The organism is Acinetobacter lwoffii (assembly GCF_024129855.1).
Classification (GTDB): domain Bacteria; phylum Pseudomonadota; class Gammaproteobacteria; order Pseudomonadales; family Moraxellaceae; genus Acinetobacter; species Acinetobacter lwoffii_L.
Genome location: NZ_JAMXXC010000006.1, coordinates 67,705 through 91,543, shown reverse-complemented (window position 1 = coordinate 91,543; position 23,839 = coordinate 67,705). Strand labels below are relative to the sequence as shown.

Here is a 23,839-nt window from a genome sequence, read left to right as displayed (position 1 = left end):
ATAGGGTTAATCTCGGAATGACCCTATTAATCCCGATTCAGCGAAGGGCTGTAAAATAACGAAAAGCTGAAAAGTTATCTGATTTTGCGATATACGACAAAGGCCTGATTTTTAAGGAAGGTTTTGTGGGTAAGTGAATGATATTTATATTTATATTGAATAAAGATAAGCTTTTTCAGTGAGGAATAAGTGATATATAAAAAAGTGATGAGAATTAAACAATTATTGCAATAGTGCAAAAATGGGCAATTTTGAAGAAAAACTGCATATTATTTTAAAAATTGTAGTGTCTTGCATATCCTTAACTGGGTTGTGTGGTTAGAATAGGGACTACCGTGCCAAGATCTCTCACGTTGCCTATGAATATTTTAATCGTTGATGATCATCCACTATTTCGTCATGCCTTGATTCAAGCTGTACGTTATAGCCTGCCACAAGCCCAGATTCATGAAACTGCGGCAGTCAATGAATTTTATGAACGTCTAGAAAATGGCCCTGAGCCTGATCTTGTGCTCTTGGATTTAAACCTGCCGGGCGCTTCCGGCTTTTCTGCCCTGGTGCATGTCCGCGCACAGTATCCGTCTTTACCGATTATTGTCGTGTCTGCGCATGAAGAAGTCAGTATCATCCAGCGTGCCATTGCACATGGGGCGATGGGCTATATTCCTAAATCTGCCCATCCAAGCCATATCGGTGAAGCGATTCGTGAAGTGCTGGAAGGTGAAATCTGGTTACCGCCAAATCTGCCAGCCAATATGAATTTTGATCCGCGTGCTGCCGATGAAACGGCTTTGGCAGAACGGATCCAGTCTTTGACGCCGCAACAGTTCCGGGTATTGATGATGGTGGCTGAAGGTTTATTAAACAAGCAGATCGCTTATGAGCTGGATGTGTCAGAAGCGACGATTAAAGCACATGTGACTGCAATCTTCCGTAAGCTGGGTGTACAAAACCGCACACAAGCGGTATTGGCCATTAATGCACTGAATATTGAAGACCGTAAAATGTAAGTTCTGCATAACCGAATTGAAAAAGACCTCCAAGGAGGTCTTTTTTTATGGGCGAAATCTGCAAAATTGAGTGCAAAGGCTTGAGTCAGCTAGGCGATATAATCCTGCTTGCGAGTGAAATCATCGCAAAACAATGGATTTAAGGCACATTGCAATTCGTCAATCTGCTCTTCGGTGACATAACCTTTCGATTTCAGATATTCCGCCACGCGATCATCACGCAGACTCAGGAAAGTCGCATCATAGACACCGAGATCGACAAATAGTGCTGCAGTTTCCAGACTGTTAAAACGATCCAGATAAACTTCATTATCATACATCAGGAAGACATGTTCGTCGCGCGTATTCGGATCGACATGTAAACGTTGTGCCAGTTCATGTGGGCAGGTTTTGATAAATAACAGATCAGACAGCTCATCAAATTGGCTGGTGTCCAGGCAATCTTCTTCATTTTTGACTTTACCTAGCCAGGCCTTAAAGACCAGTACCGCGCCACCACGCAGCAACATGCTCCAGATCTGATGACGGGTCTTTGCCGGAAGATCCTCTGTTTCAGCTTCTAAAGACTGAATCAGCTTGTCTTCCTGTTCAGCAATCTTTTCAAATAGACCCAGACCTTGCGGCTTGTAGGCATAAGGTTCAAAGACATCAAAATGTAATTCATCAAAGACTTGCAGTGCCAGAGGGACTGCACTCTGATACAGCGTTTCCAGTGCCTGATACTGGGCATCATTCAGCTTGCTGTATTTAAAGATCTGTGCCCAGTCAATGCTTGGCAATAAGGCATTGGCGCCATATTGACGGTGAAACTGCTGGGTCTGATTCAGGCCATGGTTTTGATCTATGTTCATATGAAGAACTCCGATATGCAGAAATAGATCAGCGACCAAAAAAATTAAGGCTACATGAGATGGAAACTGATCGTTTCTTATTCCTCTATTTTTAGAGCCAAGTACAAGGGATAAAAATACGACTAAAGTTATAGTAGTGGAAAATTACTCTTTAATTTTTATTAAAAACAATAAGATAATTAATTGTAACTAAGTGTACACATGTACATTAATACATTCGTCAGTTTTTGCCATAGTGAATTAAAAAATGAGCATTTTGGTCAATTTATTCAGCTGTATTTTCGGCATATTTGCTGCTTTTAGCACATTAGAATAAATTTTATGCAAGCTAGGTAAGTTTATGTGGCAGTTGAGTATAAAAAATGCCCATCTCAAGGTTTGAAATGGGCATTGATCAGATCAGTATCTATTTAGGAATCAGAAATTTTCAGTCCAGATAACCATGAACGTAATGATGCCGGTTTCAGTGGTTTTTTCAGCAGAACAATATTCAGCTCTTTCAGACGTTGCGGTAATTCCGGATCGGAGTCAGCGGTAATCAAGGCGACCGGAATATCCTTTGAACGATGTTCCAGAATGAAATCCAGACCAATCTTGTCTTGGTTGAGATGCTGATCCACCAGCCAAACCTGAATATTTTCCTGCTGAATCAGCATGGCTGCTTGCTCAGGTTCGGTGGCTTTAAATACCTGATAGCCCCATTTGGTCAATAAGGTCGACATTCCTTCCAGAATGGTTTCATCATTATCCAGACATAGAATCTTAAAGGCCTTGCTCTTTAAAGGTACGGCCTGAACCGGTGCTGCAACAACTTTAGGTGCCTCAATCACAGGCACTTCAATCATAAAGCAGGAGCCTTTGCCCAGCGCAGAAGATACATGCACCGGATAGTCCAGCATGCTGGTCATGCGTTGTACGATCGCCAAACCTAGACCCAGACCCTGTTCACCCCAAGGTGAGGTGTGACCGCAACGTTCAAATTCCTGAAACAGCTTGATGCGCTGTTCTTCGGCAATGCCGGGTCCGGTATCCCAGACGCCAATGCGGATATGATTCGGTCTACTACTCGAACGTAACACACCCACCACCACTTTACCTCTGGCAGTATAACGCAACGCATTGCTGACAAAGTTCTGGATAATGCGGCGAATCCATTGTGGATCGGTATCAATCCAGAACTGTGCATCATGCACACTGAACTTGATACCACGCTGTGCAGCGATGGATTTGAACTGGAGTTCCAGATCGCTGAGCAGGTCATGCAGCGGATAAGCCTGACGTTTCGGCTGAATGGTGCCGCCTTCCAGTCGGGCAATATCCAGCAGGGCAGACAACATGCTTTCTGCACCATGCAAAGCACGATCCAGTTGTTGTAAGGTCTTGCGGTCTTCATCATTCTGCACGCTTTGTTCGAGTGCGGTACTGAACAGGCGCGCGGCATGCATTGGCTGCAACAGGTCATGACTGGCGGCTGCAATGAAGCGGCTTTTTGACATATTGGCCTTATCGGCCTGTTCACGCGCCAGTTGCTGCTCGGACAATGCATCGGCCAGCTGCTGGGTACGGTCCTGAACGCGGGCTTCAAGCACGGCTTCATTTTCACGGAAGGCAGTAATATCGGCGAAAGTGGTAACGAACCCGCCGCCTTCGATCGGATTGCCGCGCATCTGAATCACCCTGCCATCTTTACGAATCCGTTCAAATTCATGGGCACTGCCGACCTGCATCCAGTGAATCCGTTTCCGTACATGTTCTTCAACCGAGCCTGGGCCACATTCACCACGTTCAGCATTATAACGGATCAGGTCGGCGATCGGACAACCGACATAGACAATATCGGTCGGATAATCGAACAGTTTCAGATACTGATTGTTCCAGGCTACCAGGCACATATTTTCATCAACTACGCTGACCCCTTGGGTCATGTGATCAATCATGGTCATGATCAGGTTCTGATTGAAGCGTTGCCATTGCGAGGCCTGATCGAGAATATTGGCGACTTGACCCAATGCCAAACCATTGTTGACCATGGCTGTGGTGAGCAGGGTACGTGCTGAAGCTGCCCCGATAGTTCCGGCCAGATACTGTTCGGTGAAACGCCACCACATGCCATTGGCACTGCTGTTTTCATTCAGCTCAACACTGTTTTGGGTGCAGAACTGCTGGAAAGCGCGTGTGGTTGGGCCTTCGCCGGTAATGCGTTTAGCTAGGGTAATCAGATCACCGACTTTTAAACGGGCGACATCCTGATGCGAATAGCTGACTTCGGTTGAAGGGCTCTGCGAGGGTAGTGGCTTGGTTTCATAATAGAAGAAACTTTCGGCTTGAATCTGTTCGGCAATACTCGGCCGGAAAATACGGGAAATCCAGATATACAGCAGGGTATTTAAGCCCAGTGCCCAAACTACTCCATGCGTGAGCGGATCAAAAGACTCAAAACCGATCAGGGCTTCCGGTCTTAACCAGTTCCAGCCAAAAGGTCCTTGATTCAGCAAGCTTTGGCTAAAGCTGCTATAGGCTTCTGGCAGGCTTCGCAAAATCGTTGGAAACAGCAGGGTATAAGCCCACAAGGCAAAACCGGTCAGGAGTCCAGCATAGACACCCTGTTTACTACCGCCACGCCAGTACAGGCCACCAATTAATGCTGGGGCGAATTGTGCCACCGCACTAAATGCCAACAGACCAAAAACCGACAACTGGTCAATATCATTAAAGAAATTGAAGAACAGGAAGCCCATCAACATCACGCCCAGAATACAGACCCGGCGGGTAAATTTCAGCACCAGCGGCAAGCGTTTGTCATGCCGGGAAATCAGCTTTAAACGCCACAACGCCGGCATGATCAGGTCATTGCTGAGCATGATTGACAGTGCCACGGAAGACACCAGCAGCATCCCGGTAGAGGCAGAGAAACCACCCAGAAATGCCAATAAGGTCAACCAGTCCTGATTATAGCTAAGTGGTAAGGACAGGACCGCCACATCCGGAATGGCCAGATATTGCGGTGCAGCATGTAGCGCCCAGCTGGCAATTGGAATAATCGCCAAGGTAGTCAGAATCAAATAAACTGCAAACCAACGCCGCGCACCACGAATATGTTTTTCATCACGTAGCTCAACCACAGCTACATGGAACTGACGCGGCAGGCAGATAATGGCCAGTGCCGCGAGCAGGGTCTGAATCCAGAAACTTTGTGGCACGCCAAACAGTTGTACATCATGAAAAGTAGTGCTGATATCGGTACTGATCTGTGCCAGATTTTCTGGTGCTTCAAACATAAAGAAACAGGCAACTGCCAGCAGGGCGAAGAGTTTGACAAAAGACTCAAATGCCACGGCCAGCATCAGGCCGCCATGCTGTTCAGTATTGGCAATCTGCCGGGTACCAAACATCATCGCCAGTATTGCCAGAACCCCAGTCAGAAACAGTACGCCATTGGTCGTGCCGGTTACACCTGCGGAAGGTTCCAGAATGACGGCGGCACTTAAGGCAATCGCACGTAACTGCAAGGCCAGATAAGGCACAATCGCTACCACCGCCAGAATGGTTACCAGCGAGGCGAGGGGACCACTTTTACCATAGCGTGCTGCGACAAAGTCAGCGATCGAAGAAATGGCATGATGCTGTCTCACCCGTCCCAGACGACGCCAGATGTCATAGCCGACGGCAACGAAGAGCAGCGGACCCAGATAGATCGGCAGGAAAATAATCCCTTCACGTACCGCAGCACCCGTGGCGCCATAAAAGGTCCAGGAGGAACAGTAGACGCCTAAAGTTAAACTAAACAATAGCATGCGCCCACGGGTACTCAGCCGGCTGGCATGTTTTTCCCCGTAGAAAGCGCAGATAAAGAGTAATGCGATATAGAGGGCGAGTACCCCTATGATGAGCCAACTGTTCATATAGCCTGATGTGTACTGAGCATGCCGCTATGATAACGCATCGTGAACGCTACAGTTTAAATTGATCATTTTTTAACGACCAAAGTCTAAATTACAAGCACCTACGATTATTGTTAACTTGCAACAGTGATAATTCGAATTAAAAAATAGGCAGCCCAAGGTTGGGCTACAGGAGTAGTAATTATGGATGAGGTACAAGTAGATCGTATTCTACAAAATCCAAAATTCAAGGAAATGGTCCGCAAGAAAAGTATGCTCAGCTGGACGTTGACCGGCATTATGCTATTTGTCTATGTGGGTTTCATGTTGCTGGTTGGTTACAACAAAGAATTTCTATTGTCTTCAATTTCAGGTGGTGTGACCACGTGGGGTATTCCACTTGGTCTGGGTATCATTGTCCTGTCGTTTATCTTGTGTGGTGTGTATTCCTACATTGCCAATAACAAACTTGATCAATTGACTGAAGAAGCAATCCGTGAAGTCGAAGCGATTGCTCATGAAAAAGGACACCACTAAGATGAAATGGAATTCTCTTATTGCCTTGGCGACCACGACAGTGGCTTCAGGCGTTGCATTCGCTGGTCCTGATCTGGGTGCAGCAGAACAGCAGGCGACCAACTGGCATGCGATTATCATGTTTGTGATTTTCGTAGGTGCTACGCTGTTTATTACCAAATGGGCAGCAAAACAAACCACCAATACCAAAGACTTCTATACGGCCGGTGGCGGTATTTCTGGTTTCCAGAATGGCCTGGCGATTGCCGGCGACTATATGTCAGCTGCATCGTTCCTGGGTATTTCCGCGATGGTGTTCCTGTCCGGTTTTGATGGCTTGCTTTATTCACTGGGTTTCATGGTGGGCTGGCCGATCGTATTGTTCCTGGTGGCAGAACGTCTGCGTAACCTGGGTAAATACAACCTGTCAGACGTAGTGTCTTTCCGTCTACAGGAAAAACCGGTACGTACCTTGGCTGCTTTAAGCTCGCTGGTTGTGGTTGCATTCTACCTGATTGCACAGATGGTGGGTGCAGGTCAGCTGATCAAACTGCTATTCGGTCTGAACTATAACATTGCAGTCGTGATCGTTGGCTTGTTGATGATGGCCTACGTGATGTTCGGCGGTATGTTGGCAACCACTTGGGTACAGATCATCAAGGCGGTGATGTTGCTGTCTGGTGCAACCTTTATGGCATTCATGGTTATGAAAGGTGTGGGCTTCAGCTTTACCAACATGTTTGAACAGGCGATTGGTGTCTACTCAAAAGTACATGACTTGAGCCTGACAGATGCGACCAAAATCATGGGTCCGGGTAGTCTGGCATCTAATCCGATTGATGCGATTTCTTTAGGTCTGGCATTGATGTTTGGTACCGCAGGTCTGCCACATATCCTGATGCGTTTCTTCACGGTAAAAGATGCCAAAGAAGCGCGTAAATCAGTCGTAGTTGCTACAGGTTTTATTGGTTATTTCTACCTATTAACCTTCATCATTGGTTTTGGTGCGATTCTATATGTATCGAACAACCCGCAATTCCTTGATGTTGCGAAAATGGCTGTGACTGGCAAGCTGGAGCTGGTGGGTGGTAATAACATGGCGGCGGTGCACCTGTCTGATGCAGTGGGCGGCGACCTGTTCATGGGCTTCATTTCTGCAGTTGCATTTGCCACGATTCTTGCGGTCGTTGCTGGTTTGACCCTGTCAGGTGCTTCAGCAATTTCGCATGACTTGTATGCCAACGTTTTGAAGAAAGGCCAAACCACGCCTGAATCTGAACTACGTATGTCTAAAATCGCGACTTTAGGTCTTGCGATCTTCGCAATGATTCTCGGGATTCTGTTCGAGAAACAAAACGTAGCCTTCATGGTCGGCCTGGCATTCTCGGTTGCGGCATGTGCCAACTTCCCGGTACTGGTATTGTCTATGTTCTGGAAAGGCTTGACGACACGTGGTGCAGTTATTGGTGGTGTTGCCGGTCTGGTAACCGCAGTAACCTTGATTGTGCTGTCTAAAGCAGTATGGGTCGATACTTTGGGTATTTCTGATACGCCAGTGAACCCGTTCAATGGTCCTGCAATCTTCGCGATGCCATTGTCATTCTTGTGCTGCTGGTTGTTCTCTGTGACGGATAATTCGGCACAGGCTCAGGCAGAACGCAAAGCCTTTGATGCCCAGTTTGTACGTTCACAAACCGGTATTGGTATCTCAGGCGCATCGGATCACTAAGATCTGCGCTACGCTAAAAAAGCCCCGTCAGGGGCTTTTTTTATGGAGATATAATCAAGCTTTCTCTTTAGCATAAACGCCGTATTGAATTGAGATGGCTGGATTTGTGCAGCGTTATTTCAGTAATTTTCATACAAATCGCATATCTGCAAGCGGATTTAAGCGTGCTATGTTAAAAGCTGCTAACAATAACAATGTGTTCCCTACATGACGATAGTAACAAGAAGAGCAACAAGAAGGGCATTATGAAGCAATCTCTGCAACAGTTCTGGAACAGCTTTACCCATTTGCCCTCGGCATGGTTGTTGTGCCTGCAATTGCTGATCTTGATCTTGTCGGTATTGAGTTATGAAAGCGTGTCTTATCGGGCGGGAACCTGGGTGCTGGGTGTTCTGGTTTTGCTGGTGATTGCCAGAGTCATTCGCCAGACTCCGATGTTTACCATTTTAGGACTCAGCTTTGTCGCCGGCGCGATTTTCTTCTCCTCTTTGATTGTGCTGGGCCTGCGTTATACCTGGATCCATGTCACCGCCAACCTGTTTGAAGCCGGTGCTTATTTCAGTGCAGCCTATGGCCTGCTACGTTATATGTTTCATGACCGCTATCTGACCAAGGATGAACTCTTTGCCGCTGGGGCGGTATTTACCTTGCTGGCCTGGGGCTTTGCCTTTCTTTACAGTACTTGCCAGCTCTTGGTACCGTACAGCTTTTCAGATCCCGATCTGCAAGCCTATCAACCCTGGCTGGATCTGATTTTTCTCAGTTTCAGTGTACAGTCCGCAACAGGACTGTCCGATATGATGCCGGTCAGTCCGGTCGCACGAATGTTGGCGATTATCCAGATGTTTGTGGGGGTGATGTATCTGGCGCTGATTGTGTCCCGCTTAATTGCCTTGCAATATATTGCACGTCTACCGCATAAAAATAACGTGAAAAATAGAGAAAACCCGCCTGAGTAATGGAGTTCATCCTTTTATTGTATTTGTTACAGTAACTTAACGGCTTTATTTTGTGTCACCTCCTAAAATAGCAGGAGATCTAGCTCCCATAGATTGAATCTGTCTGATCATTCTGACCTTACCAATAATTATTTGACGCTGTTTGTCGATCCAATTTTTAAAAAATGGAGGATGTATGCCTTCCACGAAACCATCCTGGTTTGCCAATATCAATCCAAATGTTTTTATCAGTACTGTCGCTATTATTGCGATATTTTTAGCGTTGGTAGTATTTGCACCCGATGCTTTTTCAGTGTTCACCCAGCAACTGAACCAGTGGATTACCACTTCCTTTAGCTGGTTCTATGTATTGTCGGTGGCGATATTTCTCATCCTTCTGGTTTATATTGCTTTGTCGGATATGGGCAAAATCAAACTGGGGCCCGACCATAGTCAACCAAAATATAGCAGTGCTTCCTGGTTTGCGATGTTATTCACCGCAGGGATGGGGATTGGACTGATGTTCTTTGGTGTGGCCGAACCGGTGATGCATTATGTTACGCCACCTGCCGGTGAACCGGAAACTGTGCTGGCTGCACAACAATCTATGCGGGTTACCTTTTTCCACTGGGGCTTACATGCCTGGGCAATTTATACGCTTGTTGGCCTGTCGCTGGCTTATTTCGCTTATCGGCATCAATTACCTTTAAAAATCCGTTCGGCCTTGTATCCGCTGATTGGTCAAAAGATCTATGGTCCGATTGGAGATGGCGTAGATACCTTTGCCACTATTGGTACGGTATTTGGTGTGGCCACCACACTGGGTTTTGGGGTCACACAGATCAATTCAGGCTTGAATTACCTGTTTGGTGTTGAACAGGCACCTAGCACTCAGGTGATTCTGATCATTGTCGTGAGTACCATGGCAGCGACTTCCGTATTTTTTGGATTAGATAAAGGAATTAAACGTTTATCTGAACTAAATTTGGTGCTTGCACTGCTGTTGCTGATCTTTGTCTTTGTGGCGGGTCCGAGTATTTATCTATTACAGACGACTATTCAGAACGCCGGACAGTATGCTTCAAACCTGTTTGCTATGACCTTTAACTTGTATGCCTATCAGCCGAGTGGCTGGATTGGGGGCTGGACCATCATGTACTGGGCCTGGTGGATTTCCTGGTCGCCATTTGTTGGGATGTTTATTGCCCGGGTCTCGGAAGGGCGCAGTATTCGTGAATTTATCGTGGGTGTATTGCTGATTCCGACTGGATTTACCCTGATCTGGATGGGCTTTATGGGCAATGCCGCACTGTACAGCATTATGCATGAAGCCAATACTGGCTTATTAGAGGCAGTTCAGCGTGATTCATCAGTGGCCCTATTTGAGTTTCTGAACAATCTGCCTTTCAGCTCAGTGACCAGCATCATTGCAACTTTACTGGTCATGCTGTTCTTTGTGACTTCTGCCGATTCAGGGGCATTGGTGACTGATTATCTGACAGCGAAAAGTGATAATTCACCGACTTGGCAGCGTCTGTTCTGGACCGTACTCATGGCTTTATTAGCCATCATCCTTTTGCTGGCCGGTGGCTTAGAGGCCTTGCAATCGGCCACGATTATGAGCGCTTTGCCATTTACATTTATTATGCTGCTGATGTGTTGGGGATTAATCAAAGCCCTACATCTGGATGTCACCAAAATGCATGCACTGCAAGCCGCACGGATTACCCCGCGTGCGATCCAGAATCCACGCAGCTGGCAACAGCGCTTAGGCCTGATCATGCATTATCCGCATACTCAGGAAGAGGTGCAGCAGTATATTCACAATACGGTGAATAAGGCATTTCTCAGCTTTCAAAGTGAATTGAAACGGCGCCGATTACATGTAGCGATTAGCCCGCTAGAAGACGGTATACAGCTCCGTGTTGATCATCAGGATGAAATTAATTTTATCTATCAGGTCAATGCCACTCAGACTTTAAGTCCAAGCTTTATGGCTGAACTGGAGAATGCGGGAGTAGATTCCTATCAGGCAGAAGTCTTTTTAAGAGAAGGTGGGCAGGGTTATGATGTGATGGAGTGGACGCAAGAAGATCTATTGCAGGATATCATTGATCAATATGAACGTCATTTGCACTTCTTAAGTCTGGTACGTACGCCTGAGTAAACAGAGTCATAAAACAATAAAAAAGGACGCAATATGCGTCCTTTTTTGATTCAGAATCTAATCAGAAATTAGAAACGGAATTTGGCATTTACGCCGATCGTTTGAGTATCACGAACTTGAGCAGTTTGCGCAAGATTTGCTTCGTAGTTAGCATTTACATAAGATGCGCCAACTGCAACAGCAGGAGTGATGAAGTAGTTTACGTTCGCGCCCCAAGCTTTGTCTGGAGAACCAGCAAAGCTAGATTCCATATAAGATGCGCCAACGCTTAACTGTGGGTTAAGGAAAAGAGTTGTACCTAAGTTGTAGGCAGTATCTTCGCCATAAACTAGGCCACTTTCAAAACCAATTGACATGTTAGTACCGTCAATCGCGCCTACATATTTAGTGCGGGCAGTGATTGCGTCTTGGTCTTCATTGATTGTGCCAGATTCAAGAGCAGCTTTAGCAACACCGTTGTTAAACATGTTGAAAGCATCATAAGAAGTTTGGTCAGCAACGCTGGTATAACCCACAGCAACCAAGAAGTTAGGGATGAGTAATGCACCTAATTCTAATGCATAACGGTCACCATTGTCGTCTGCTTCACCCGCTTTGTTATCCGCGATGGTATGGCTATAAGAAGCGCTTGCATAAGCAGGAACAACTTTAGTTGGGATGTAAGCTTCACCTTTTACACCGAAAGTATGGTGCACAGTGCGGTCACCAAATTCTTGTCCGTCTTCGCCGTATGTATAAGCAGCAGAAACATTAGATGCTTGGTTTAAAAAAGCAGCTTCAGCTAAAGGACCTTTAGAAGCATCAACATTGTTGAAGTAGTAAGTACCTTGAACTGCACCAGTGAAGTCTTGTTCATTCACAGTGTTGTCGATGAACTCTGACTGACCTTGAACTTCAAATTGATATGCTTGAGCACCGGTCATGGCTAATAATAAAGCAGTGGCTAAACCGAGTTTTTTCATGATATTTACCGTTTTGTTACAAGATGTGTACAACTTTTGAACATATTGTATTGTAACAATTTATTAAGTCAATCCAATTCGAAATCGCTATTTTTTTAAGCTAAATCATTGTATTAATTTTGTGTAAAATTCAAGTATTAGACTCCGAAGCTATTTTATATAAAAACTCTTGTATAACAAAAATCTAGACTTTAAATATAGATTTTTAACTAAAGATTAAGGAGAAATTATGTTACTATTTAAATCACTTAATACGATTAAATTTTATTTAATTATCTATTAAAACAATTAAAAATAGGTGAGCTAATTCATAAATATGTCAAGAAGTGCAAGATGCTTGATGCATCATCCCTTTAATTGAATTGCTTGATTTTTGAGCGTAATCAGCTTGGGCTTTAGAGTGTGTGTCTGTTTTTTTGAGCTAAATGGGCATGTTTTATAATCTTGACTGAAGCAATCGGCTTTACATTTTGAGGGGAATTTTACATAATATGAAAATCAAGTTAGAGTTCACATTTTCATAGTGATTTAGCCTGATTCTCCACAATTTTTTGTTTTATCGCCCAGCTTTCCCCAAGGTTGGGCTTTTTTTTGTCTAGTATTTTTTATTTCGGATCATTCCGTTTCTGAAAAACCTTTAATTAAAAAAGATCATAAGAAGAAATATTATAATAATTTTAAGCACCAAAATAGTGCATATTAAAAAGTAAAAATGTAGGTCTAAAATTCAATAGCTAAAAAAAACCCCAATTTTCATAGAAAATCGGGGGTTTTTCGCCAAAATTTGCGGGTAAACTAAAATATCTGCTGAGGAATAATTTAACTCGCCCTAATGCGGTGCATTATGCACCTATTTGTTGCAGGTGTAAATGGTGCAGAAAGCAAGTTTTTATATTTTTTTAGCTGCTTAAATTCCCTTGTTTTTGTAAGAGTTTATAGGGAATTGTAGTCATGAAACCCTGCATTAACATTTTAAATAAACCAACTTAAGTATCTGAAAAATAATAGATGATAAAAATTCATTAAAAACATAAGTGAAGTAAGACTAAAGGCTTTAAGACCATCCTGTTTTATTTGTATAATAATCAATCTATTTAGCTTTGATTGTCATATTGGGGCGTAATACAACAGCATGAATACCTTACGCTCTGAGTGGATCAGTAAACGTTTGTACTGGTCGATGTCGATTATTATTTTATGTTTACTTTGCATCTGTATTCCCTTAATTGTGAGTAGCAGTCAAAGTTATTTAAAATCCAGACAAACTTATCAACAATTGAATGCCTTACAGCAGGTCGCTGATCTGGCGAATAAAATTTCGCGTGAGCGTGCGCCTGCCAATAAAGCCATGTCCAGTTCGGTGCAGGAATTTGCCCAGCATCAGCAAGAGTTAATCAGCTATCGTCAACAGGTGGATCGGCAATTGTCCCAGACCGCGGATGTCTTGACGGAGGTCGGGTTTAACAACCTGAGTCAGCAACTTTCACAGCTTGAAAATAGTTTGAAAAAAGGACGTGCACAGGTTGATGCCTATACCCGGATGCCACGTCAGCAACGCAGTGCGCAAGAGCTTGATCAGGCAATTCTGGCCATGTTTGCTGCCTGGGAAAGTTGCCGTGAACTTTTGCGTGACGTGGCGGTGGCTTCAGATAGCTCGTCCACCCCTCTGAATAACTATATCAGCCAGATTCTATTTTTATCTGATTTACGTGATCAGGCCGGTCGTGTGGCCTCGTCTATCATGGCGCATGTGACTTTTGAAGCTCCGCTTCCCACTGAAAATATTACCCGCTCTTTACAGACCCAACATCAGGTGCGTTATTTGTGGGCCTTGATTGATACCATTCAACCTGTTAAAGATAAGACTGAGGAATTCATCCGTTTACATCGGCGGGTAGAAACCGAGTTTATTCAGCAAGGCTTACCGATTGTGAGTGAGCTGATCAGTGACAGTCTGGAGCAACGTGACTACCGTTTGAGCGGAACAGAGCTGACTGAAGCGATCGTAGATAAATTTGCGACTGTGGTAGACCTGCAAACTTACCTACTGCAATACAGCAGAGATGCCGCTATTCAGGAAATGAACAGCAATATGCAGCGTTTGATCTGGAGTGTACTGGTATCGCTGATTTCATTACTGACCGCGATTTCAACCATGATTTTTGCACGTAAACAGGTATTCCTGCCGCTGATTCAGGCACGCCGCATGTTGTTGAGTTTGTCTAAAAACTCGGGTCGTCAGAAAATTGATATGCGGCTGCGTGAAGTGAATCATTCTGATTCCTTATTCGCTGCCATTCAGAAATTGCAACAGATGTTGCAAGAACGTGATGCGCTGGAATTCCGTTTAAAGAATATTGCTCATTCCGATTCCTTGACCGGATTATCGAACCGTTTCGCGCTGGAAGAATATATCCGTTTTATGGAAAATCAGCCGGGTCAATTGAGTCAAACCTGTTTGATGATTATTGATATTGATCATTTTAAACAGGTGAATGATCAATATGGGCATATTATTGGCGATCAGGTGATTCGGCTGGTGGCCGAGCGTTTACAGGCTAATGTCCGTGCTACAGATTTGCTGGTGCGTTATGGGGGCGATGAATTTCTGGTGCTGATTGAAAATATCCAGATGCAGCAGGCATTGATTGTGGCCGATAACATTCGGGCTGAAGTGGCTGAGCGTCATATTGTGACTGCAGCAGGAGACGAGATTCAGATTTCGGTCAGTATTGGGGTTGCCATTGGTGCCGTGTCCTGGATGGCTTTATTGTCAAATGCAGATGATGCTTTGTTTGCAGCAAAGGCCAAAGGACGTAATGCGGTGGCAGAGGTTTAGTTCAAAAGACTGTTTTCTCTACTTTTGAACTGCACAAAAGTAGCAAAATGCATTTGTTCGACTGATGCTAAGTCCCTTTAGCACAGTCGAACGGGCGACATCCATGTCGCCAGTCATGTGATCTAATTTTGATGACCTTTGGTTTTGTCGATGAGATAGTTAATAAAATTTGTGCAGGCAACAAGCATAAATTTGGCATCGATATAAGAAAGATTTGATTCGTCTAACATTGCATGGCGAATACCATCTGCATCGGATGTATAACCATATAAAGATTTAATACTGGCTTTTAATGCAGGATGTATTGGATATTGTTTTTCAATTTGACCAATTGCATCACCTAAAGTTACTTTGTCCTTCTTTAATATTTTTTGACATATACCTTCTAATGCCGAAACAGATTCTTTAATCGAATTTCGATAGTCAGGGTTTTGTCGATCTGCCATTAGTTTTAACGCTTGTTGAAGGTGTTCTTGCACACCTGAAAATTCGTTAGTATGTTTTAAAGCTTCCTCAATCGATTGGATTTCTTGTTCGGATGTTATTTCTATAACTTTGTAATTAATAATTTTATAAGCAGATTTTTCGGCTTCTAAATAAGAATTTAGTAGATCTGCGAAGGCTTCTTTATCATTAGTTTCGAAAGGAAAATAATCTAAACATGCTTCAATTAAGTCATAAATTTCATACCACTTATATTTTTCAAAAAATAAATAATCAATGTATTTAATTGTTTCTTCTAAAGAGTAGGGTATTTGATCAATTCTGCTTTTAAAAAAGCCATGGAATAAAGATATGAAAAAAGTTTCTAGATTACTTCCATTAATCGGTGAATTTCGTCTATTAAAAATACAATAATTATTAAAAATACTTACATTGACTGCATTCCATAAAGCATTTTTTAAACTATCATCCATACTTTCTTTTTGAATGACTTCTCTAACAGGTTTATAGCCATATCGTTCTGAAAATCGCATTTATTTACCTTAAAAGAACAAATAATTTTTCTTATTAAATTTAAATCCTCCCTAACCCTCCTTTACGAAAGGAGGGAATTTCTCCTCTTTGATAAAGAGGAGGGGAGGAGGAGATTTTTATTTCAACAACGGCTTCAAGAATTTACCCGTATGTGACGCTTTGACTTTTACCACCTGTTCCGGCGTTCCTTCCGCAACAATCATACCACCACCCGAACCACCTTCAGGGCCTAAATCCACCACCCAGTCGGCAGTTTTAATTACGTCCAGATTATGCTCAATCACCACGATGGTATTACCCTTGTCACGGAGCTGATGCAGGATATCCAGCAGTTTGGCAATATCATGGAAATGCAGACCCGTGGTCGGTTCATCCAGAATATATAGGGTTTGACCAGTATCGCGTTTGGCCAGTTCACGTGCCAGTTTGACACGCTGCGCTTCACCACCAGAAAGAGTGGTCGCAGACTGACCCAGACGAATATAACCCAGACCCACCTGATGCAATGTTTCCAGACGACGGTGAATCACCGGAATGGCATCAAAGAAATGCATCGCATCTTCAACGGTCATCTGCAAGACATCGGAAATATTCTTGCCCTTGTAGTTCACTTCCAGCGTTTCACGATTATAGCGTTTGCCATGACAGGCATCACATGGCACATACATATCCGGCAGGAAGTGCATCGCCACCTTGATCATGCCGTCACCTTCACAGGCTTCACAGCGACCACCTTTCACGTTAAACGAGAAACGACCGGCTGCATAACCGCGTGCCTTGGCTTCCTGTGTCTGTGAAAACAGTTCACGAATCGGGGTAAATAGACCGGTATAAGTGGCCGGATTGGAACGCGGGGTACGGCCAATCGGGCTCTGGTCAATATCTACGACTTTGTCGAGGAACTGCAAACCGTCAATCGATTCAAACTTTTCCGAAGTTAAAGTGGTGGCACCATTGAGCTGGGTCGCCGCCAAAGGTAACAAAGTACGGTTAATCAAGGTCGATTTACCAGAACCCGACACCCCGGTCACACAGGTCATAATACCCAAAGGAATGGTCAGATCGACTTTTTTCAGGTTATGTCCAGATGCACCCATCAGCTTGATCTGTTCTTCAGGCTTAGGCGGTTGAATCCGTTTTTTCGGGACTTCAATTTTTAACTTGCCAGATAAATATTTTCCGGTCAGCGAGTCAGGATTGGCCAGAATTTCATCATAAGTCCCTTCGGCAATCACATGTCCGCCATGCACACCTGCACCCGGGCCAATATCAATAATATGATCGGCGGCACGAATTGCATCTTCATCATGCTCGACCACCAAGACGGTATTGCCTAGATCACGCAGACGGATCAGGGTCTGTAACAGACGGTCGTTATCGCGCTGATGCAAACCAATTGATGGCTCATCCAGCACATACATCACGCCCATCAAACCGGCACCGATCTGTGAGGCCAGACGGATTCGCTGCGCTTCACCACCAGATAAAGTTTCGGCAGAACGCGACAGGCTGAGATAGTTCAGGCCGACCGAAACCAGAAAGTGCAGACGTTCACGGATTTCCTTGAAAATCTTGTCGGCAATTTCTCCACGGGCACCTTCCAGATGAATGTCTTGATAATAGCTTTCAGCATCGCCAATCGACATGCGGGTAATGTCGGCAATGGTCTTGTCCAGAATTTTCACATTACGCGAGATTTCATTCAGACGCGAACCATCACAGGCATCACAGGCAGCATTGGATAAATACTGCGCCAGATCATCACGCACATAATTACTTTCTGTTTCACGATAACGGCGTTCCAGATGCGGCAAAATTCCTTCAAAAGGAATGACCCGATTATGACGTCGGCCACGTTCATCGATATAACTTAGATCAATTTTTTCTTTGCCAGTGCCGTACAGAAATTTTTTCTTGGTGTCGGCATCCAGTTCATTCCATGGAGTTTCCAGAGAAAAACCAAAATGCTCGGCGACTTTCTGGATCATGCTGTAATAGTAAGGACGCTGACGGTCCCAGCCACGAATCGCGCCTTGGCTAACGCTGACTTCAGGATTGGGAATCAGTTTGTCGGCACTGAAATGGCTGCGGGTCCCCAGACCGTCACAAACCGGACAGGCACCAAAGGGATTGTTGAACGAAAATAAACGCGGTTCCAGTTCAGCCACCGCGCGGTCACATTGCGGGCAGGAGTGCTTGGCTGAAAACACGCGATCGCTATGCTCGCCTTTCATCCAGGACAGAATGGCGATATCACCGCCGAGACGTAGCGCGGTTTCAAAACTTTCTGCAATACGGTTGCCCAGATCATCACGAACCTTAAAGCGGTCAACCACGACTTCAATGGTATGTTTTTTCTTTTTGTCCAGTTCTGGTGGTGGATCAATTTCCATGATCTTGCCATCCACACGGGCACGGACAAAACCCTGACTCTGCAGCTGTTCAAACAAGGCTGTATATTCGCCCTTACGTTCGCGCACGACCGGTGCTAACAATAACAGAGCAGTGCCTTCTTCCAGTGCTTTGACTGCATCGACCATTTCAGTGACTGTTTGTGCCACCATTGGCAGGTCATGTTCCGGACAGAACGGTGTACCGACACGTGCATACAGTAAACGTAAATAGTCGTAAATTTCGGTAATGGTTCCCACGGTAGAGCGTGGGTTATGACTGGTCGATTTCTGCTCGATGGCGATGGCTGGACTCAAGCCCTCAATCGAATCGACTTCCGGTTTTTCCATTTGGGAGAGGAACTGGCGGGCATAGGCAGACAGCGATTCCACATAACGGCGCTGACCTTCGGCATATAAGGTATCAAAGGCAAGCGAGGACTTACCTGAACCAGACAGTCCCGTAATCACCACAAACTTGTCGCGTGGTATATCAAGGTTCACATTTTTCAGGTTATGGGTACGTGCGCCTCGAATACGGATGTGGCTTTGGCTCATGCAAGGATCCTAGAATATTCATCAAAAACCCTTATATGATACCGGATGAAAAATGTTCAAGTGCAAATAAAAGTATTTTAAACGTCAAGTTATGTCGGTGATTGGTCAATTCATCACAACATTAACAAACGCAGTAGTCGATTGCCTAAATATTCACAATGATCATGTACAAGGCCAATACCTAATAAGCCATTGCATAATGGCGTTCAAAGATAGACTCGATCTCTTCAAAGCAGCGTTCACGTGACACATCATGATGCAGACGTGCATAAAAATTGACTTCATTTTCCAGAATGTGCAGAAAGTCCTCATAGTCTTTTTGGAAAAAATCCAGGTCGAGCAAATCGTTACGTCGCGCCTGATGACAGCGATACTTTTCAATAAATTTCAGCAGATGTTTCTGGATATGCGTGTTGGTATGGTAAATCAGATAAGTCGCTGCCGAGCTACAATCTGGACAGCCTTGTTCCAAATAGATTTCTTCATTATTGAGCCAGCAACATTGCAGGGTAAAAAATGCCCGAATCGCTTCGGTGCCTAAAGTGTGCATATCATCTGCCTCTTTCCGGGATTGATTTTATTAATTGATAATTATTCTCAATTATTGTGCGGCAATTTTTGGCTTATAGCTAGGTCTAGCGTAGCGGCCCGTTCTATCCTTGTTTTTTTCAGACTAAGCCGTTTTTATGATCGGTTTATGACAGCAGAAATTTTTTTAAACGGCTATAACCAAAAGACCCTGTCTTAAACAGGGCTTTTTTTATTCGTCTTATTCATCCAGACCAGGCCACTGGCGTTGCTCAAAGGCACTGTCCCAGAATAACCATTCCAGACGGGCAGCATGCGTATAAGCTGCATGCATTTTTTCTAGTGTATCGGCATCAACACGCGCCGCAACACGGTCAACGGTCGCAATCACATTCCGCACCGCAGTGTGGAATTCCTCTCCTGAATAGGTATCCACCCAGGCTTGATACGGATTATTCGGCGCAGAGTTGTCGACAATATCTTTACCAACTTCGGCATAAATCCAGAAACAAGGCAGCAACGAGGCTAGCACCACCGGGTAGCTTTCTGACCAGGCGGTCGAAGTCAGATAAGAAGTATAGTGATGACATGCCAGCGTCAACGGTGTCTGCTCAAATTGCTCTTTGCTAATGCCAAAATCTTGCATAAAGCCATCATGCAGGCTACGTTCCACCACAATCGCAATTTTGGCTGCCTCGGCAAACTGGATTACATCGTCCGCTTCAAAAGCTTTGGCGGCACACACGGCCAGTGCACGGCCATAGGCCAGTAAATAATGCGCATCCTGAATCACATAATGACTAAAGGCTTCACGGCTTAAAGTACCTTGCGCCAGTTGCTGATTAAAGGGCAGGGCCAGGGTCTTCTGATAAAGTCCGAGATTACGTTGCCATACCTCTTGTGAAAAACTCATGCTGAAAATCCTTTGCAGTTCAAGTTAAACCATGCGGCACTATAGCAAAGATCGGGCTGTTTAAAAGATCGGCAAATTTTAAAAACAGAAAATAAGATAAAACAGCTCAGGAAGTGCTTTGGTTTATGCGCTAAAAGTTTCATAATTAGCTTAACTTTTCCTATTCGTATTGCTGCTCTCTCGCAGCCATACATTTATTTAATTTATCCAAGGTCGTTGTGTATGTTGAAACATTTTGGTTTCTCGATTGCATTTTCGATCGTGTGTCTTGGTTTGTCTGCATATTGGGGTTATACCCATGGTCCTGACGCAGGCCTGCAAACCATGCTCACAGCGCTAACCATCACCGCTATTTTAGCGATTATGGAAGTGTCGTTGTCCTTTGATAACGCGGTTGTTAATGCCTCAGTCCTACGGGGTTGGGATCATTTCTGGAAAATGCTGTTCCTGACAGTCGGTATTCTGATTGCAGTTTTCGGGATGCGTTTGATCTTCCCAGTGGTCATTGTTGCAGTGACTGCAGACCTGGGCTTTATGGAAGTGGTACGTCTGGCCCTGAATGATCCGAAAGAATATTCAGCACGTTTAATGGCACATCATCCTGAGATTGCTGCTTTTGGTGGTGCTTTTCTGTTGATGGTATTCCTGAACTTCTTCCTGGATGAAGAAAAAGACACGCATTGGTTCAGACGGGTGGAACGCCGTCTGTCCAATCTGGCCAATGTACCGGCGATGTCGGTGTTTATCGCACTGGTAGCCTTGTTAATTATGGCAGCCAATGTCGATGAAGCTAAGCGTCTGGCAGTGACTATGGCGGGGATCTGGGGCATCGTGATTTATATCGGTGTGCAGGTTCTGAGCCATATGCTCGGTGGTGAACCGGAAGTCGATGAAGAAGGCAATGCCATTCGTCATGATGAAAATGGCGTACCGACGGGTGTAGTGAAAGCCGGTATTGGTGGTTTCCTCTATCTAGAAGTCCTGGATGCCTCTTTCAGTTTTGATGGCGTGATCGGTGCCTTTGCGATTACCTCAGACGTGGTCATCATCATGCTGGGTCTGGCAATTGGTGCGATCTTTGTCCGTTCAATGACGATTTATCTGGTTGAGCAGGGCACATTGGATGCTTATATCTACCTGGAACATGGTGCGCATTATGCCATCGGTGCACTGGCTTTCATTATGATTGCCAGCGGAACCGGTCTGCATGTGCCAGAAGTGGTAACCGGTCTGATCGGTGTAGCCTTTATTGTCTGGGCAGTATTTGCCTCGATTCAATACAAAAAGCGTCAGGCGGCTTTAGACAAATAAAGCGCTGTTCCTGAATAAAAAGCGTAGCTCCGGCTGCGCTTTTTTGTTTTTAGATTGGCATCATCTTTATTTCAAATAAAATTCATGTCTTATTAATGAGCTGAATGTCCTATAATCTGGGCTCCAGATTAATTAACCCAATCGCCATAATTTATGATGAATGCTTTAGAACGTCGTTCAACCTTTGCCCTGAGCAGTATTTTTGCACTGCGCATGCTGGGGTTGTTTATGATTATCCCGGTGTTTTCTGTGGCAGGGCAGGCATATCAATATGCAACACCTGCACTGATCGGTTTGGCGGTCGGGGTCTATGGTCTGACCCAGGCTTTATTGCAGATTCCATTCAGCCTGATTGCCGACCGTTACAGCCGTAAGCCACTGGTGGTTTTAGGGCTGCTACTATTTGCGCTGGGCGGTGCAATTGCGGCCATGTCGGACACCATTTATGGCGTGATTATCGGCCGAGCGATCGCCGGTGGTGGTGCAGTATCTGCTGTGGTGATGGCATTGCTGGCAGATGTCACCCGTGAAGAAAACCGCATGAAAGCCATGGCGATGATGGGCATGAGTATCGGCCTGTCTTTTGTGGTGGCCTTTAGTCTGGGGCCCTGGCTGACGGGTCTGGTGGGTATCTCTGGGTTGTTCTGGGTCACCACGGTGATGGGCCTGGCGGCGATTGCCATGCTGTTGATGGTGCCTAAAGTCACGCGGCATCATCAAAACTTTCAGCAAGGCTATCTGGCACAGTTGAAACAGGTAATCAAAATCGGGGATCTGAATCGTCTGCATGTGTCGGTCTTTACCCTGCATTTATTACTCACCGCCATGTTTATCTATGTACCTTCGCAGCTGATCGAATTTGCGGATCTGCCACTTTCCAGTCATGGCTGGGTATATTTGCCGCTGTTGGTGCTGAGCCTGTTTTTTGCCTTTCCAAGTATTATCCTGGCAGAAAAATACCACAAAATGCGCGCGATTTTTCTGGTGGCCATTACCGGTATTATTCTGGGTTTGATGGTGATGGCATTTGGGTTTGAATCCAAATATGTCTTGCTGATTGGTCTGGGTCTGTTCTTCATCGCCTTTAATGTCATGGAAGCTATGTTGCCGTCCTGGTTGTCGAAAGCGGCACCGATTCAGTCCAAAGCCACCGCGATGGGCGTGAATGCCAGCAGCCAGTTTTTAGGGGCTTTCTTTGGCGGTATGATTGGCGGACAATTATTACTGCTGAACAATACCTCGATGGGCTGGAGTATCCTGACAGGGATCGCGATGGTTTGGCTACTGATGAGTTTTGGGCTGGCTCAGCCACGCTATCTGTCATCGCTGGTGTTGCGTTTGCCGGAAAGCAGACAAACTGACGAATGGACTTCTCAGCTTTTGGCGATTCGTGGTATTGAAGAGGTCGTGGTGATGTCTGAACAGCAAGTTGCCTATGTAAAAGTCGATAAACAGCAGATTGATGATGCTTCGCGACAACAATTAACGCACTTGTTGGGTAAAGAGGTAGCCATTTAAGCATAACTCTTATAAAGTAAAATACAGAAATATATAGGAAGTAAACGGCAAATGCGTGGTGTAAATAAAGTTATTTTAGTGGGTACTTTGGGTAAAGATCCGGAAACCAAAACTTTTGCAAATGGTGGCTCTCTCACTCAATTCTCGATCGCAACCAGCGATTCGTGGACAGATAAAAGTACCGGTGAACGTAAAGAACAAACGGAATGGCACCGTATCGTGTTGCATAACCGTTTAGGTGAAATTGCACAGCAATATCTTCGTAAAGGCTCAAAAGTATATATTGAAGGTTCATTACGTACCCGTCAGTGGACTGACCAGAATGGTCAGGAGCGCTATACGACGGAAATTCGTGGTGAACAAATGCAGATGTTAGACTCTAGCCGTCCTCAAAATGATCAGGGCGAGAGCAGCTTTAACCAGCCACGCTTTAATAACAATAATCAGGCGAACAACAACCAGGGTGGTTATGGCAATAACCCGCAATCAGGTTATGGTTCAGCGCCACAGCAAGGCGGTTTTAGCAACAACCAGGGCGGCGGTTATGGCAATAATAATCCGAGTGGTTTTGCGCCAAAATCTGCACCTGCTCCAACAGCAGCACCTGCAGCAGATCTAGATGATGACCTTCCATTTTAGACTATACAATAACTAAATATTGTATTTAATATAAAGTAAGAACCTGATTTAGATTGGGTTCTTATTTTTTTTACTCTAAAAAACTTGTATTTTGTGGAAAATAACTTTATA

Annotated in this window: 16 protein-coding genes; 9 read left to right on the top strand and 7 right to left on the bottom strand. The window is 44.8% G+C overall.

Going from position 1 to position 23,839, the window contains the following annotated elements; all coding sequences use genetic code 11:
- The first annotated feature begins 359 nt into the window (after positions 1-359).
- Complete coding sequence (locus NI465_RS07210; RefSeq protein ID WP_004281370.1) at positions 360-1,010, top strand: response regulator; 651 nt, start codon at positions 360-362, stop codon at positions 1,008-1,010.
- Between the two features lie 89 nt (positions 1,011-1,099).
- Here the strand turns inward: NI465_RS07210 and NI465_RS07205 are convergent, their stop codons facing one another.
- The gene (locus NI465_RS07205; RefSeq protein WP_004647267.1) at positions 1,100-1,861 is read right to left on the bottom strand and encodes a hypothetical protein; all 762 of its coding nucleotides are present in this window, start codon (positions 1,859-1,861) and stop codon (positions 1,100-1,102) included.
- Positions 1,862-2,271: 410 nt separating this feature from the next.
- Complete coding sequence (locus NI465_RS07200) at positions 2,272-5,763, bottom strand: hybrid sensor histidine kinase/response regulator (RefSeq protein ID WP_044111366.1); 3,492 nt, start codon at positions 5,761-5,763, stop codon at positions 2,272-2,274.
- Positions 5,764-5,946: 183 nt separating this feature from the next.
- Here NI465_RS07200 and NI465_RS07195 point away from each other — a divergent pair, with 183 nt between their 5' ends.
- The 4 genes from NI465_RS07195 (at position 5,947) to NI465_RS07180 (ending at position 11,092) form a co-directional block, all read left to right on the top strand.
- Positions 5,947-6,279, top strand: coding sequence for a DUF485 domain-containing protein (locus NI465_RS07195; RefSeq protein ID WP_004281374.1), 333 nt, complete (start codon positions 5,947-5,949; stop codon positions 6,277-6,279).
- A gap of 1 nt (position 6,280) precedes the next feature.
- Positions 6,281-7,987, top strand: coding sequence for a cation acetate symporter (locus tag NI465_RS07190; RefSeq protein WP_005261570.1), 1,707 nt, complete (start codon positions 6,281-6,283; stop codon positions 7,985-7,987).
- Positions 7,988-8,232: 245 nt separating this feature from the next.
- Positions 8,233-8,946 carry an ion channel gene (locus NI465_RS07185; protein ID WP_253144849.1) on the top strand — a complete coding sequence of 238 codons (714 nt, stop codon included), beginning with the start codon at positions 8,233-8,235 and terminating at the stop codon, positions 8,944-8,946.
- A gap of 175 nt (positions 8,947-9,121) precedes the next feature.
- Complete coding sequence (locus NI465_RS07180; protein WP_253144846.1) at positions 9,122-11,092, top strand: glycine betaine transporter; 1,971 nt, start codon at positions 9,122-9,124, stop codon at positions 11,090-11,092.
- Between the two features lie 68 nt (positions 11,093-11,160).
- Here the strand turns inward: NI465_RS07180 and omp33-36 are convergent, their stop codons facing one another.
- On the bottom strand, positions 11,161-12,054 hold the full coding sequence (gene omp33-36, locus NI465_RS07175) for a porin Omp33-36 (RefSeq protein ID WP_253144889.1): 894 nt from the start codon (positions 12,052-12,054) through the stop codon (positions 11,161-11,163).
- 1,132 nt (positions 12,055-13,186) lie between these two features.
- On the opposite strand from omp33-36, the gene NI465_RS07170 reads away from it, so the two are divergent.
- Entirely contained in the window at positions 13,187-14,893 is a 1,707-nt protein-coding gene (locus NI465_RS07170; RefSeq protein ID WP_253144843.1) for a GGDEF domain-containing protein, read from the top strand.
- Positions 14,894-15,015: 122 nt separating this feature from the next.
- Here the strand turns inward: NI465_RS07170 and NI465_RS07165 are convergent, their stop codons facing one another.
- The 4 genes from NI465_RS07165 to tenA all read right to left on the bottom strand — a co-directional run bounded on the left by NI465_RS07165 (position 15,016) and on the right by tenA (position 20,260).
- The gene (locus NI465_RS07165) at positions 15,016-15,870 is read right to left on the bottom strand and encodes an AbiJ-NTD4 domain-containing protein (RefSeq protein WP_253144840.1); all 855 of its coding nucleotides are present in this window, start codon (positions 15,868-15,870) and stop codon (positions 15,016-15,018) included.
- A gap of 117 nt (positions 15,871-15,987) precedes the next feature.
- Positions 15,988-18,819, bottom strand: coding sequence for an excinuclease ABC subunit UvrA (gene uvrA / locus NI465_RS07160; protein WP_253144838.1), 2,832 nt, complete (start codon positions 18,817-18,819; stop codon positions 15,988-15,990).
- A 181-nt stretch (positions 18,820-19,000) separates the two neighbouring features.
- Positions 19,001-19,369, bottom strand: coding sequence for a hypothetical protein (locus NI465_RS07155; RefSeq protein ID WP_004729209.1), 369 nt, complete (start codon positions 19,367-19,369; stop codon positions 19,001-19,003).
- A gap of 219 nt (positions 19,370-19,588) precedes the next feature.
- Positions 19,589-20,260 (bottom strand): thiaminase II, encoded by a 672-nt coding sequence (gene tenA / locus NI465_RS07150; RefSeq protein ID WP_004729210.1) that lies wholly within the window; start codon positions 20,258-20,260, stop codon positions 19,589-19,591.
- 222 nt (positions 20,261-20,482) lie between these two features.
- Here tenA and NI465_RS07145 point away from each other — a divergent pair, with 222 nt between their 5' ends.
- The 3 genes from NI465_RS07145 (at position 20,483) to ssb (ending at position 23,728) form a co-directional block, all read left to right on the top strand.
- Positions 20,483-21,571 (top strand): DUF475 domain-containing protein, encoded by a 1,089-nt coding sequence (locus tag NI465_RS07145; protein WP_004647275.1) that lies wholly within the window; start codon positions 20,483-20,485, stop codon positions 21,569-21,571.
- 153 nt (positions 21,572-21,724) lie between these two features.
- Entirely contained in the window at positions 21,725-23,089 is a 1,365-nt protein-coding gene (locus NI465_RS07140; protein WP_253144835.1) for an MFS transporter, read from the top strand.
- 51 nt (positions 23,090-23,140) lie between these two features.
- Entirely contained in the window at positions 23,141-23,728 is a 588-nt protein-coding gene (gene ssb, locus NI465_RS07135) for a single-stranded DNA-binding protein (RefSeq protein WP_005245776.1), read from the top strand.
- The last annotated feature ends 111 nt before the right edge of the window (positions 23,729-23,839 follow it).

Coding starts and splice junctions, on each gene's coding strand:
- NI465_RS07210 (WP_004281370.1), top strand. CDS start 360: ATGAATATTTTAATCGTTGATGATCATCCACTATTTCGTCATGCCTTG.
- NI465_RS07205 (WP_004647267.1), bottom strand. CDS start 1,861: ATGAACATAGATCAAAACCATGGCCTGAATCAGACCCAGCAGTTTCAC.
- NI465_RS07200 (WP_044111366.1), bottom strand. CDS start 5,763: ATGAACAGTTGGCTCATCATAGGGGTACTCGCCCTCTATATCGCATTA.
- NI465_RS07195 (WP_004281374.1), top strand. CDS start 5,947: ATGGATGAGGTACAAGTAGATCGTATTCTACAAAATCCAAAATTCAAG.
- NI465_RS07190 (WP_005261570.1), top strand. CDS start 6,281: ATGAAATGGAATTCTCTTATTGCCTTGGCGACCACGACAGTGGCTTCA.
- NI465_RS07185 (WP_253144849.1), top strand. CDS start 8,233: ATGAAGCAATCTCTGCAACAGTTCTGGAACAGCTTTACCCATTTGCCC.
- NI465_RS07180 (WP_253144846.1), top strand. CDS start 9,122: ATGCCTTCCACGAAACCATCCTGGTTTGCCAATATCAATCCAAATGTT.
- omp33-36 (WP_253144889.1), bottom strand. CDS start 12,054: ATGAAAAAACTCGGTTTAGCCACTGCTTTATTATTAGCCATGACCGGT.
- NI465_RS07170 (WP_253144843.1), top strand. CDS start 13,187: ATGAATACCTTACGCTCTGAGTGGATCAGTAAACGTTTGTACTGGTCG.
- NI465_RS07165 (WP_253144840.1), bottom strand. CDS start 15,870: ATGCGATTTTCAGAACGATATGGCTATAAACCTGTTAGAGAAGTCATT.
- uvrA (WP_253144838.1), bottom strand. CDS start 18,819: ATGAGCCAAAGCCACATCCGTATTCGAGGCGCACGTACCCATAACCTG.
- NI465_RS07155 (WP_004729209.1), bottom strand. CDS start 19,369: ATGCACACTTTAGGCACCGAAGCGATTCGGGCATTTTTTACCCTGCAA.
- tenA (WP_004729210.1), bottom strand. CDS start 20,260: ATGAGTTTTTCACAAGAGGTATGGCAACGTAATCTCGGACTTTATCAG.
- NI465_RS07145 (WP_004647275.1), top strand. CDS start 20,483: ATGTTGAAACATTTTGGTTTCTCGATTGCATTTTCGATCGTGTGTCTT.
- NI465_RS07140 (WP_253144835.1), top strand. CDS start 21,725: ATGATGAATGCTTTAGAACGTCGTTCAACCTTTGCCCTGAGCAGTATT.
- ssb (WP_005245776.1), top strand. CDS start 23,141: ATGCGTGGTGTAAATAAAGTTATTTTAGTGGGTACTTTGGGTAAAGAT.